The sequence below is a fragment of the Sorangium sp. So ce124 genome (assembly GCF_051525235.1).
In the GTDB taxonomy this organism is placed as follows: domain Bacteria; phylum Myxococcota_A; class Polyangia; order Polyangiales; family Polyangiaceae; genus Sorangium; species Sorangium atrum.
The window spans coordinates 8641052-8653414 of the sequence record NZ_CP150312.1; the positions used below are offsets into that span (position 1 = coordinate 8641052).

The 12363-nt window shown below is 68.9% G+C and carries 14 protein-coding genes; 5 read left to right on the forward strand and 9 right to left on the reverse strand.

What is annotated here, in order from left to right; genetic code table 11:
• Nucleotides 1–107 precede the first annotated feature (107 nt).
• From WMF19_RS32260 to WMF19_RS32275, 4 genes are all read right to left on the reverse strand, one after another.
• Nucleotides 108–878, reverse strand: coding sequence for a hypothetical protein (locus WMF19_RS32260; RefSeq protein ID WP_437893888.1), 771 nt, complete (start codon nucleotides 876–878; stop codon nucleotides 108–110).
• Between the two features lie 160 nt (nucleotides 879–1038).
• On the reverse strand, nucleotides 1039–1680 hold the full coding sequence (locus WMF19_RS32265; protein ID WP_437893889.1) for a hypothetical protein: 642 nt from the start codon (nucleotides 1678–1680) through the stop codon (nucleotides 1039–1041).
• Nucleotides 1681–1775: 95 nt separating this feature from the next.
• On the reverse strand, nucleotides 1776–2201 hold the full coding sequence (locus WMF19_RS32270) for an alpha-ketoglutarate-dependent dioxygenase AlkB (RefSeq protein ID WP_437893890.1): 426 nt from the start codon (nucleotides 2199–2201) through the stop codon (nucleotides 1776–1778).
• Between the two features lie 258 nt (nucleotides 2202–2459).
• A complete protein-coding gene (locus tag WMF19_RS32275; protein ID WP_437893891.1) occupies nucleotides 2460–3047 on the reverse strand; it encodes a hypothetical protein in 588 nt (195 codons plus the stop codon).
• Between the two features lie 436 nt (nucleotides 3048–3483).
• On the opposite strand from WMF19_RS32275, the gene WMF19_RS32280 reads away from it, so the two are divergent.
• Both WMF19_RS32280 and WMF19_RS32285 read left to right on the forward strand, forming a co-directional pair.
• The gene (locus WMF19_RS32280; protein ID WP_272094624.1) at nucleotides 3484–3804 is read left to right on the forward strand and encodes an ArsR/SmtB family transcription factor; all 321 of its coding nucleotides are present in this window, start codon (nucleotides 3484–3486) and stop codon (nucleotides 3802–3804) included.
• Nucleotides 3801–4574 carry an SRPBCC domain-containing protein gene (locus WMF19_RS32285; protein ID WP_437893892.1) on the forward strand — a complete coding sequence of 258 codons (774 nt, stop codon included), beginning with the start codon at nucleotides 3801–3803 and terminating at the stop codon, nucleotides 4572–4574. The genes WMF19_RS32280 and WMF19_RS32285 overlap by 4 nt, the downstream gene beginning before the upstream one ends.
• Before the next feature lie 67 nt (nucleotides 4575–4641).
• On the opposite strand, the gene WMF19_RS32290 is transcribed toward WMF19_RS32285, so the two are convergent.
• From WMF19_RS32290 to WMF19_RS32310, 5 genes are all read right to left on the reverse strand, one after another.
• Nucleotides 4642–5820, reverse strand: a complete 1179-nt coding sequence (locus WMF19_RS32290) for a hypothetical protein (RefSeq protein WP_437893893.1) — start codon at nucleotides 5818–5820, stop codon at nucleotides 4642–4644.
• A gap of 193 nt (nucleotides 5821–6013) precedes the next feature.
• A complete protein-coding gene (locus WMF19_RS32295; RefSeq protein ID WP_437893894.1) occupies nucleotides 6014–6391 on the reverse strand; it encodes a hypothetical protein in 378 nt (125 codons plus the stop codon).
• Nucleotides 6392–6514: 123 nt separating this feature from the next.
• A complete protein-coding gene (locus WMF19_RS32300; RefSeq protein WP_437893895.1) occupies nucleotides 6515–6904 on the reverse strand; it encodes a hypothetical protein in 390 nt (129 codons plus the stop codon).
• Nucleotides 6905–7065: 161 nt separating this feature from the next.
• Nucleotides 7066–7278, reverse strand: a complete 213-nt coding sequence (locus WMF19_RS32305; RefSeq protein ID WP_437893896.1) for an Imm8 family immunity protein — start codon at nucleotides 7276–7278, stop codon at nucleotides 7066–7068.
• A 385-nt stretch (nucleotides 7279–7663) separates the two neighbouring features.
• Complete coding sequence (locus WMF19_RS32310) at nucleotides 7664–8215, reverse strand: hypothetical protein (protein WP_437893897.1); 552 nt, start codon at nucleotides 8213–8215, stop codon at nucleotides 7664–7666.
• Nucleotides 8216–8582: 367 nt separating this feature from the next.
• Between WMF19_RS32310 and WMF19_RS32315 the strand changes: the two genes are divergently transcribed.
• The 3 genes from WMF19_RS32315 (at nucleotide 8583) to WMF19_RS32325 (ending at nucleotide 12314) form a co-directional block, all read left to right on the forward strand.
• Nucleotides 8583–9122, forward strand: coding sequence for a tetratricopeptide repeat protein (locus tag WMF19_RS32315; RefSeq protein WP_437893898.1), 540 nt, complete (start codon nucleotides 8583–8585; stop codon nucleotides 9120–9122).
• A 156-nt stretch (nucleotides 9123–9278) separates the two neighbouring features.
• Nucleotides 9279–10649, forward strand: a complete 1371-nt coding sequence (locus WMF19_RS32320) for an endo-1,4-beta-glucanase (RefSeq protein ID WP_437893899.1) — start codon at nucleotides 9279–9281, stop codon at nucleotides 10647–10649.
• Nucleotides 10650–11015: 366 nt separating this feature from the next.
• Complete coding sequence (locus WMF19_RS32325; RefSeq protein ID WP_437893900.1) at nucleotides 11016–12314, forward strand: hypothetical protein; 1299 nt, start codon at nucleotides 11016–11018, stop codon at nucleotides 12312–12314.
• Nucleotides 12315–12363: the final 49 nt, after the last annotated feature.

A 12363-nucleotide genomic window follows, 5' to 3' on the forward strand; every position in this document is an offset into this window, starting at 1 on the left:
TACGCAGATCCTTTCCGTCGCGCAACGCCCCTTGGCCCGCCAGCGTGAAGGCCTGACACGGACGGGCGGAGCTCGACCATCGGCAGCAGCCGTGAGTCAGGCTCAGCCTATTCCCTCCCGAGCAGCAGATCGATGACCCAGCAGCCGCGGACGTGCGGCCCGTGGCCGCGGCAGTGGCCGAGCACGTCAGCGTCGTCGCACCCGGCGTCCAGCAGGGCGTTCGCGAGGATCGGCATCGGCCCGAACACGCGGCTTTCGTACATCTGCCGGGCCAGCCCGACGGCCGTCGAGGTCCGCCAATCCGGGTCGAATGCAACCGCGCGGAACGGGTTGCCAAAGATGTCGCGGAGTACGTCGGCCTGGGCGTGCTCTTCCGCTGCACTGCTGGCAGCGTGGGAAGTATCCCCAGACGCGGCGCCAGGATTGGCCATGGCAGCAGCTGCCAGATGAGCATTGGACGAGGCGTAGTACGCGGCCTTCGGAGCTTGTGGCCGAACCACCTGATAGCTCAGGGCCAGTGCGTCGTGCGTCGGCTGGAGCGAGATACGTTCGGCCCCATGGGACGCCCGCCACCGACCCTCCAGAGAGTCGAGCGCCTGCCGGACCAGCGCCTCGGCCGCCTGAAGTTCTTCCAGCGTGGCCAGGCCATCGGCGTGACGGCTCGCTGTTTCCACTGCCGCTTCTGCAAGCTCATCGGGGAGCAGGGCGCGCACGCGGTGATAGCATTCACAGGCGAACAGCCGCAGCTTGCGGTCAGTCCCCCTGCACGCCGGAAACGTCTTGATGTCCGCAACCCGCACCTCTTCCGGCCCGAGTCCGAGCAGGAAGCGGAGCATGGGTTTGGTCCGATCACACACCAGCCATTCCGTCTCGTTCATCTGGCGACCTCCGGCCGGCACCTTTTCCGATGCGACGACGGGTATTTCTCGCGCTCCGCGGACCTGACGGTTCGGCGTTCACCGGCGCCGGGCCGCAGTTCAGCAGCGGATCAACAAGGTGTCGTGTGAATGCCGTATCACCGCCCGCCGCAACTGCATGTCATCCGGCGGTTGACCGCGGCGCTGGATGCCCTGTGGCCGCGAGCGCCGCAGCTGCCGCGAGCTTGTGGATGGCCTGCCAAGGCGGCCCGATCGATCGGCCCATCGCATGCAGAAGATCGTTCACGTCGTCGCGGCCGAGCGCCGTTGCAGCCTCGCGAAACACGCGCTCGCGGTCGTACCAGCGCACGGACCAGCCGCGCGCCTCGGCCGCGGCCGCGAGGGCCTCGCGGTACATGACGGAGTCGGCGACGGTCTGCGCGCGATTGTCGGCGATGCGCTCCTCGGTCGTCGGCGGGAGCTCGGGGCACACGCGGATCGCGATGCTCGCGATCGGCACGGCCACCGCCGCGGCCAGCGCCTCGAGGCTCTCGCGCGCGCCGCGCGCCGCGGACGCTCGCACGCGCTCGACGAGCGCGACGGCGTCGGCGAGCGAGAGCGCTCGCGCTCCCGGGGTGTTGAGGTAGCGCCCCACCGCCCACGACCCTTCGTGGTGATGCGGGTGCGTCGGCAAGCCGTCGGTGAGGTCGATGCGCCGGCGATCGAGGAGCTCGCCGCCGGGCGCGACGGTGACGAGCACCGCCGAGTTGCCGTGCTCGGCGACGCCGACGGTCGCGGTTCGCTGCGTTCGTCCTCTCGCCACGTCTTCCTCCTCCGGGGGCGCGCCCCCGCGGCTGACGCCGTCGATCCCTCTCGTCCGGGTAACGGCCGGGAGCTTACCAGCGAAGCCCGCCACGTTCACCGAGACAGGGATCGGAATGTGAGGCTGATCCGCGGGCCCGCGGCTTCGACGGCGAGGACCGCATGCTGCCACCCCTCCTGAACGCTGGCGCGCATGATCAGGAGCGAGCCGGGCGCCAGGGCCATGTCGCGCCTCTCGTCCCGGCGAAGATTCCGGCGGAAGGTGAGGACGCGAGGCGCGCCCAGCGACAGGATCGAGGTCGTCGTTCCAGCGACGACACCGGCGCTGGAATCCGAGTGAAAGCCCATCTTCGCCGTCCCGTCCGCATAGAAGTTGGCGAGGCAGTTGTTGATCGGATGCCCCACCACGCCGGCGAGGCGGGCCGCGAGGTCCTGCACGAAGGCCGGCATCTCGCAGTCCGGGTAAGAGATGCCTGAGTAGTTGTACGCCACCCCGCACGAGGCGGTTCGACGTGAATGCATCCGATCATCCCACGATAGATTTCGCTCCGCCATGTCGAACATGGCCGTTGGATCCGCGACGAATCCCTCCAGGTACTGAACGTCCAGGTCTTCCGGCATGAGTCGCTGCGATCGCTAGAGTACAGGAGTGGTTCCCGCCCGTCCAACGGCCGGCGGCTCGCGGCTCGCGGCGCGCCGCCGCGCCGCCCCGACCCGCCGGCTCTCGACTCGATGCGGGAGTACGGGGTCGCTGCGGTGGGTGACGCGCCAGGCGACCCCTCATGGCGCCGCGTCCGGTCGGCCGTAGTCGAGTTGCCGATCCGTGTAGAGATCCGCCTGAATCAACCGCACGTATTCCGTGGGGAAGAGTCCTACGATCTGCCCCCGCACATCGGCAGGATAGCCGTACACGACGAACATGTCACCATCATGGATCTGCTCGGAAACGGACTTGAACGCTTCAAGGGGCATGGACCATGCTGCCCTGATGGCCCCCTCCCCTCTCGGGGAGAGGAAGTAGCGAGCCCGCTGAAGGCCAGAGTCTTCGATCCAGTCAAAGTACCGATGCTCGATGTCGAACCGCAGCACCGTGGCGTCGTTCTCCTTCGACACCTTGTACGATCGCAAGACGCCCGCCCAGGCAACCAGTGTCTTGCCGTATCGGCCAGGATTGCCGCGGACATCGTCCGGATGAATATCCCGCGTTGCTCGCGCGAAGACCGCGGCCTCTTGCTCCGACACCGGGTGGTACGTGCGCGAGCCAGGCGTGAGTGAGGGCAGGCGGCCCGAAAGGGCCAGGAAGGCCAGTCCGGCAAAGCAGACGCCTCCGACCGCCAGGGATACCGCGAGTACTCTTCGGCCAGTCAAATGTCTCTCACCTCCGCAGAGCGATTCCGGTTCAAGGGGGCACGCATGGCGATGCGATCCTCTCGTCCTGGTCTTCGCGCCTCTGTCCGCCGAACCGTCAGTCGGTTGGTCGACCTGAGCCGCCGGACCAGGTCTGTCGCGATCGTCGCCATTTGTGCTCTCCCCCACAAAAGTCTCACGGATCGGCTCTGCGCCGCAAGTCCCAAATGCTGTCCCGCGCCACGGGATAGGGAGCTTCGGTTCGGAGGGGATATGCAAGATCCGTCGAACAACGGCGCGAGTCGAAGCCATTTCTCGAAGCCCCAGGCGAACGGGTGCGGAAGCATGGGGTCAGCTCTGCCGACATTGCGCAGCGCACGACCGGCGTGCGCGCACCGCTTCGACGCGCTTGACAAGCGCGGACCACCGCGATACTGGTAACCCAACGGTTACCTATATGTCACCCGCGAAAGCCGACATCGATGTGTTTTTTGTCATCGCCGATCCGACCCGTCGCGCGATCCTCGATCGTTTGCGCGCGGGCCCTGCCCCTGTGAACGAGATCGCGGCCGACTTCTCTCAGAGCCGCCCCGCGATCTCGAAGCACCTCCGCGTGCTCAAGGCGTCACGGCTGGTAACCGAGGAGAAGGTCGGGCGCGAGCGGTTGTACACGCTGCGACCCGCGCCGCTGCAGAAGGCGATGGCATGGCTCGAGGGCTACCGCGCGTTCTGGGGTCGCAATCTCGAGTCGCTGAAGCGTTACCTGGAGGATACATGACAGCCAAGAGCATCCACGCCCGTTCGATCGCCGACGTCGCGCAAGGGACGATCCTCGCCCGCATCGAGATCGCCGCGCCACCAGAGCGCGTTTTCCGTGCGCTGACGACCGACGAGCTGACGAAGTGGTGGGGTTCTGCGGAGATGTATCGTACGACCGCCTTCACGATCGACCTTCGCGCAGGAGGGGCCTGGCGGACCGAGGGCGTGGGCGCAGACGGGAAGCCATTCCATGTCGGCGGCAAAGTTCTCGAGCTCGATCCGCCTCGAAGGCTCGTCCAGACGTGGGAACCGTCATGGGATGCGGACGCGCCCCCTACGACGGTCTCCTATCTCCTCGACGCGATCGGGACGGGCACGCGCCTCACGGTCCGACACACTGGATTTGGCACGCGTGCAGCATCGTGCGAGAGCCATGCGACAGGCTGGGAGCGTGTCCTGGGTTGGCTCACGAACCACGTCGCGCCGCAGCCGCAGCGGAGCTTCTTTCTCTGTCGGCTGTTGCCGTCGCGCGCCACCTTCATGCAGGACATGACGGCTGATGAACTCGCGGTCATGCAGGCGCACGGCAAATACTGGCGCGGCAAGCTCGCCGAGGGCCACGTGATCGCCTTCGGACCCGTCGCCGACCCAGCGGGCGGATGGGGCGTCGGCATCGTCGCTGTCCGCGACGAAGCCGAGCTCCGTACATTCCAGAGCGAGGATCCTGCGATCAAGTCAAACATCGGGCTGCGGTACGAGGCGCTGCCCATGCTCACGGCCGTGTACTGACGGCTCACGCAATGGCGGGCTCCGGCCGCGCGCTTCGGGGCGCTGCCGGTCCGTCGCGAGGTCCTGCTCAGGCCGCTCCGGGGCGCCCCGCCGCGAGCGAGCGCACCTCCTCCGCGTGGATGGGCACATAGACAGGCTCGCCCGACTCGGCGAACACGCAGATGGCCACGGCCCAGCCCTGGCCCGCTCCCCACGAGAACAGGGCCGCGGGCTCCATCCCGGCGATCGCGAAGGAGCCCATCGGCAGCCCGAGATCGCGCGCGCTCGTGAGAAGCGAAGCGTTGTCGGCGTAGACCGCCAGCGCCTCGAAGCCGCCCGGCCAGGCGCGCAGGTGGATCCCGCGTGTTCTCGGGTCGATCATGAAGAGCAGGGGGATCTCGCGGCCGAGCAGCTCGTCATAGAGCGCCGTCTTGGCCGCGGCGCCGCCCTCACTCCCCACCGCGAGGAGCAGCCGACGGAGCCGCGGCGCCCGATCGACCGCCGCGACCCGCCTTGCACCGCCGGCCGGCGCGAGGCGCTCCTCCAGCACGCGACGCTCCTCCTCCTCCAATCGCGCGCGCCGCTCGCGATCGCCCGCGGCGAGATCCTTCTCCGCGTTGACCTCGCGCGCCCAGGCGCCCGCGGCGTGCGCCTCCTCGTACGGCGTGCCGGGGAGCGCGGAGAGGATAACGCCCTCCGGCCGGTGCACCTCGACGAGGACGGCCTGCTTCTTCGGCTCAGGCGCGCGCACCCCGATACCGAGCTCGCGGATCAGCGTCACGACCGCGCGCGCCGGCGCCGCATCGTTGCTCAGCGCGAACACGCTCTGCGTGATCGCGGCGCGCGAGGTGACGTACATGCGCCGGAGCAGGCGTTGCACGAGCGCGGACGCGCGCGGCGCTCCCGCGAGGGCAGCAGCGTCGAGGCTCCACACGAGGTGACCGGAGATCGGGGTGAGCGCTGGGTCCGCGGGCGCCATGAGGGAAGAAAGAAGCCCGTGGTCCGCGGCGAGGAAGATCTGCGGCCGAGGGCCGCTGAGCAGCATCTCGACCTCGCCGAGGACGCGATCGAGATCCTCCTCCAGCTCGTCGCTGCTGCCGCCCACGTATGCCAGCCACACGCCCGCAGCGGAGCGAGCGAAGCCCGGCAACGGGCTCACGCGGTGGATGTCGACCCGATGCCCCTTGGGCACGACGACGTGCTCATCGTCCGCCGGCGAAGCCGCGGGAGCGTCGGCGCGCTTTCGCCAGCGATCGAAGAGCCCCACGGCGGGACACCTTATCACTCCCCGCGCAGGCTTCCCAGCCTCTCCGGTGATGCGGAATGCTCACCCACGGTGCGGCTCCGCTCAGGCGGCCCAGGGTCCCCCGCCCGGCCAACACTTCGTCTGCCTGACGCTCGGCTTTAGCGGCGGCGCGACGCAACGTCCGCTGCAAGCCGAGCGTCAGGCGCTCCACCCGTCATGTCTGTGGCTTTCGGCATCGCGGATCCCATCTTCGATCCTCTCTCCCGTCAAGGTCGGTCCTGACCTCCCCGGACTCGTCGAATTGCCAGGCAGAATAGCCGTAGAAGAACCACTTCTTGATCGGGATCGCTCGCATCCCGTGGAGCTCGTCCGGCGTGTGATGCCAGTGAGGTGGAATCATCGAAAAGAAGAGGTCGTTCGCGACTCGCCTCGCCCGAAGGGACATCGACGAGAAACAGTGCTTCAAGGTCCCACGCGCCGCGACCTCATCACAGTCCGGATGAGAATGGAAGTATCGGACGCCTTGCATCACTTGGCCCAAGTTGAGCGCCGTGTGCTTGGCGTACTCCTCTAGAAAGATCGTCCATTTCATTTCTCTCTCCTCGAACGAGCCGGCGCAAAGCTCAGCGGATCTGCCTTGAAAGGTGCGGACATCAAAACCCGTACGGGCTTCGTGGTGGGCATCGAGACACTCCCTTCATGGCCACCGGCACGACTACGTGACGCCCGGCGTCGTCGTTCCAGTGAAGGCATCCCAGGCCCGAATGTACGCTCGCGCATCCGCTCCCAGACGTGAGACGACGCGCGCAACGGCGGCAGGGTCACGAACACTCTGGGCGCAGATCGCCTCCAGGAGCCCCGTGGCCACCGCATCGGCCTCCGGGCCGCTTCCCGACAGCGAACGCTCCACGAGCCGCGAGACCTCATCGAGCGTGGCGTCATCGAGGTCGGATTCGAGCTGGACGAGAGCACGACCGATGCTGCCGAAGCCGACCGTGATAGGGACCGCATCGGGCTCCCAGTAGGCGACGACCTCAGACACCGCTTCCCGCAACTTCGGGTGGCAAGCGGCAAAATCCTGGTACGGGTGGAGCGAGTCTGCCATCGACGTTCTCCTTCCTGGCGAAGCTCCCCTCGACGTTCAGGCGGTACCCCCCGGGGCGGCCACGAGCACCGACGGGGCGGCAAGCTGGAGGAGCCGCCGCACGCGCCGCGCACCTGCGCTGCGGCGAGGAGCGGGGGGCGAACAGGAGAGCGCGCGCCGTGTCACGGTTCCCGGTAGCTCTCGTATTCCCAGGCGAAGTAACGCCGGAGGTTCTCGACGCAGGCGGGCCAGGTCTCGGCCTCGCACGACGCGACGGTCTGCTCGAGCCAGCGCCAGAGATCATCGAAGTCGTACCGGCGCATCACGAGCAGCGGGCGGGTGGCCAGGATTCCATCGCGTGCCTCCAGCCGGTCCAGCCCCGCGGGCGTGGCCACCCTGAGGGTGAAGAGGAATCCGCGCTCGCGCCCTTTCTGGGCCCGACGTCCAGCATCACGAGCTCGGCGAACGCGTCGGGCTCGTCGGGCGCCCACGTCCGGAGATTGGCATGCCCCCAGACGCCAGCGGAGCGGATGACGAGCTTCATGGCCGGGGAAAGCGAAGAGCAAACCGACCCGCACGTCAAGGGCGTCACGCGTGTTTCGCCGGTGAGGCGCTCGACTCTACCTGCGCGCGATGCCTGGTGCGCGGAGCCACGAGCGCCGAGGCGACCCCACCAGCGCGCCCCGCCGGCTCGGCGAGCGCGCGAGCTCGCAAGATTCCGTCGTCGCATTGCGCATCATCGGGTCACGCGCCGGCTCGCTGTGTTCGCCTTGCGAGCAATCAGCCGCGACCTTGGACATGGTAGCTTCGCACGGTGACAGTCCTGTCTGGTGGGCCCAAGTCGGGCCTCTTCTGGTTGTGGGAGTCCGACCAGCACAGGGGTTCTCCACTGTCCGACAACACATACCTCTGGTGACAAAAGTCCTCTCGCACCCATTCGTGACGTTCGATGGGCCGCAGGATCTCCCGTTCCATCCAGTCGGCGGCCGCGGTCGCGAGAGCCAAGGGCGACCCTTCTTTGACCACGAGCACGCGTGGATTCTCCTCGTCCAGGTCTGTGGCGGCCTGCAACGTCTCATCCTCTCCAACCACAATGCGTGATTCGTGAAAATCGACCCGGAGGGTTCGGAGGACCTTTCCGTCCGCGGAGACGTCGAGTAGCAGCATGACGAACGGTCCGACCGTGCCGAGGAGATGGTCGCCGGGAACCCCCAGGCTGCGCCACGCCAAGGCTCGACGCGACATCTCCGTGATGAAGGCGCGCTCCGCATCGGTGCGACGCTCGTCCAAAGCGAGCCAGAGATCTTCTTCGCTGAGCTCCGTCGGATTCATTCGCCGGGTGCCTCGTAGCGGCTGCCAAACGACTCAGCGGCCAGCTGGGCGGGAGCCATCCAAGCTCGGATACGAGGTCATGACCTGGGCGTTCCAAGCAATACTTGTCGTTTTTTGTATCTTCCCTCACACAAAAAAATCTCACGTATCGGCTCTGCGCAGCAAGACCCAAATGCTGTCAAGCGCCGCGCCATAGGGTAGACCTGCCTCGCACCGTCGGCAGCACCGCCGCGAGGCGCGCGGGGCGGCCGGCCCGAGATCGCGCGGATGGCGGCGGCCATCGCCCCTGTGCGGCTCGCCCCCTCCTGCGCGGTCCGCTCGCTCCGTCCGCTACCGCCGGCCGCTCCTCCGCGCTACGTTCGCCGCCGTGGACGCCCCCCGACCGTCCGGCGCTCGTCGCGCGCTGCTCATCGGCCTCCCCGTCGCCGCGCTCGCCGCGGCGGCCTTCCTCTTCGTGGATCGCGATGAGCGCCCCGCCCCGGACGCGCGCCCGCCGAGCGCGGAGTCCAGCGCAGCCCCCCGGCCGCAGCGAAGCGAGGAGGCGCCCGTCGTCCCCCCCGCTGCCCCGCCGGCCGCTGCCACCGTGAGCGCCGCAGCACAGGAGTCGGAGCCGGCGCCGGACACCGACCCCGAGGCCAGCATCATCGACCGCATGCGCGCCGCCTTGACGAGCAACCCCGAGGAGGTGCTCCGGCTCGACGACGCGGCGTCGCGCGACTTCGGCGACAGCCCCCGCGCCGCCGAGCGCGGCATGCTCCGCGTGCGGGCGCTCGTTCGCCTGGACCGGATCGGCCAGGCCCGCAGCCTCGCGGAAGACCTGATCGAGCGCTACCCGGACGATCCCTCCGCGAAGAGCGCGGCCGCGTACATGGGGATCCACCCGAGGCCGCGCGGGCCGTCCAGGTAAGCGGCGATACCGCAGGTGCCCCGCGAAGTTCACTTGATCTTCATCAGGGCCGCTGCGACCACGATCTTGTAGCAAGAGCAGAACGTTGCGCAGTGAGTCACTGAACCGATTAAGAGTTCGGGCTGGTCCGGCGCGCGTTTCTGGTGATAATCGGGCATGCGCAACTGGCTTTTTCTTGTCGGGGTTCTCCAGCTCTCCGTGGCTGGATTCGGCTGTGGCGACGGATCGGACGGCGGCGGCGACGGCGGCGCCGGCGGCGAAGCGGGGGACAGCGGCGTCACCGGGAGCAGCTCCTCGGGCGCCGGCACGCCCACGGGCTCCGGCGCGGGCGCAGGCACACCCGCGGGCTCGGGCGCGGGCGCAGGCACACCCACGGGCTCCGGCGCGGGCGCCGGCGAGCCCACGGGCGGACCCGCGAGCACGGGCAGCGGCGACCCCGTGGCCGGCAGCAGCACCAGCAGTGGAGGAGAGCCCAGCGCCTGCGCCGGCGCCGAAGAGGACGAGTGCCCGTTCGAGGCAGGGGTCGAGATCGCCTGCCGCCTCCGCTTCATGTACGGCGTGAACTACGCCTGGCGCGACTTCGGCGCCGATTTCGGCGGTCAGTCCAAGTGGAGCCAGGCGGGCATCTCGGGCAAGAAGAGCCAGGTGCTCGCCGACCTGCAGGACATGCGCGCCAACGGCGTGGACGTGGTCCGCTGGTGGATCTATCCCCGCTTCTACGGCGACCAGATCAACTTCGACGCACAGGGCAACCCGACCGGGCTCGGCGGCACCTCGACGCAGGACATCCTGGCGGCGCTCGAGCTCGCGGACCAGGCGCAGGTGAACGTGATGTTCACGCTGTTCTCCTTCGATGGCTTCTACAAGACGTCTTACAATCCGCCGAACGGCCTGTCGGTCGCGAGCATGGGGCCCATCGTCGCGGACGCGGGCCGGCGCGCCAAGCTCATCGAGAACGTCGTCCGCCCCATCGCTCGGACGGTGGCGTCGAGCCCGCACAGCGACCGGATGCTGGCCTGGGACGTCATCAACGAGCCCGAGTGGGCGATGACCGGGCCGAGCCTCTACGGCGGCGACCCCGCGTTCGAGGGGGACTCCAGCAAGTTCGATCTCGTCACACACCAGCAGATGGAGGCGCTCGCCAAGGAATCGGCCGCCGTGCTGAGGGGAGAGACCGGCGCGCCCGTGAGCGTCGGCAGCGCCGCCATCAAGTGGGGTCAGGCGTGGACGCGCTCGGACGTCGACTTCTACCAGGTCCACATGTACGGCTGGGTCAACGATTACTTCCCTTACAGCAAGCCCCTCTCCGAGTACGGCCTCACCGACAAGCCGGTCGTCATGGGCGAGTTCCCCATCAACATGGCCGAGATGGACGTGCGCTACGACAAGTTCGTGGGCGACCTCTACACCATGGGGTATGCGGGCGCGCTCTCGTGGTCGATCACCGATCGGAACTTCCCGTGGTCGTCCAACAAGACCGCCGTGAAGGCGTTCGCCGATCAGCACCCCTGCGAGACGCGCTACTGAGGGCCGGGTGAGCGCCGCTGCACGCGGCGCTCTTCCTCTTAGTTTCCCTGTTTCCCTGTCTCTCCGCCCCGGATCCGAACCGGGCCGCCGTGCAGGCCCGGCGAGCTCGTCCTCGATGAGACGAGCCGCGCCTGCGTGACAGCTTGCCCCAGCGTGTGGCGCATTGTCGCGCGGGGGCGCGATCCGGCCTGCGAGGCCGTCTGTCGGAGCGCCGGCGCTCTTCTCCTCTCGACCGGATTCCAACCGGGTTTCAACTGGGCACGTCGGTTGCTGACCGTCGCTGACCGGGGTGGGCCCGCTGCTCACGGAGGTGACCACCTGCGTGAGCCTCGACAGTTGTTCACCAGCACCCAGAGGGAGAGCGAGATGGCACGAGATCGCTACGAGGGCCGGGACTTCCGTGACGAGGGGCCGCGCGACGACTGGCGTCACCGGGACGAGCGGTGGCGCGCGCCACGGGACGACGATCAGCGCGGATTCCGCGGTCACGAGGGGGAGCGCGACGCGTTCGAGCGAGGGTCGTACAGCCGCGGCAACTACGCGAACCAGAGCGGCGGCAGCCGGCAGGGCGAGCTGGGACAGATGCCGCAGCCGTACGGTCAGCAAGGGCGCGGAGACGGCAGGGGCGCGTGGAGGGCGGGCGGCCAGCACGCACAGGACGATCGCGGCGGAGCCGAGCGGCGCTGGGAGGAGCAGGGCGGGGCCGGCGCGCGCGGCTACCGCGAGCCCGAGGAGCGCCGCGCCTACGGACAGGACAGCCCCTCGTGGGAGCGGATCGGCGGGCGCGACGACCACTTCAGCGGGCGGGGCGCCGAGGACGAGCGAAGAGGGTTCGGCTCGGCGCAGCGAGGGCGGGAGGAGAACCGCGGCTACTACGGGCGCGAGGCGTACTACGGCCGCGACGCGGCCCGCGGCTTCTCCGGGCCGGGCGAGGACCAGGGCCGCGGGGCCTACGGGCGCCGCGACCACGGCCGCGACGAGGAGGGTCAGAGCCGGCGCTACCAGGGCTACGACGACGGGCGAGACGACTACCAGGGCCGCGGCACCACCCGGGACGACTACCAGGGCCGCGAGCGCTACCAGGGCCGCGACTCCACAAGAGACGACTACCAGGGCCGCGAGCGCTACCAGGGCCGCGACTCCACGCGAGACGACTACCAGGGCCGCGAGCGCTACCAGGGCCGCGACTCCACAGGAGACGACTACCAGGGCCGCGACTCCACGCGAGACGACTACCAGAGCCGCGAGCGCTACCAGGGCCGCGACGCCACAAGAGACGACTACCAGGGACGCGAGGTTTGGTATCGCAGCGACGGCTACGGGCGCGGCGATGACCAGGATCGATATCGAGGCGGCGAGGAGCGAAACGCCCCTGGCCACCACGACGGCCGAGGCGTCCACGGTGGCGGATACCAGGGCCGCGGCGAGGAGCGCGGAGGCCGCGGCCGCAGCCAGGAGCTCCGCGGATACGGCGACACGTACAATCGCCCGGAGCGCCGGCCCGGGTTCGGCCGCTTCATGGGCGACGAGATCCCGCAGGGGTACTCGACCCGCGTCCACGAGCGCGACGACGTGCGCGCCTCGCAAGGCCGCGACCGCGAGCGCTCCCCCGCCGAGGACGGCGGCCGCTCCAGAGCCCAGAGCCAGGACCGGACCTGGAACTGAGATCAACCGATCTCCGCAGCTCGACGCCCGCGCCGCGGTGTCTGCCCCG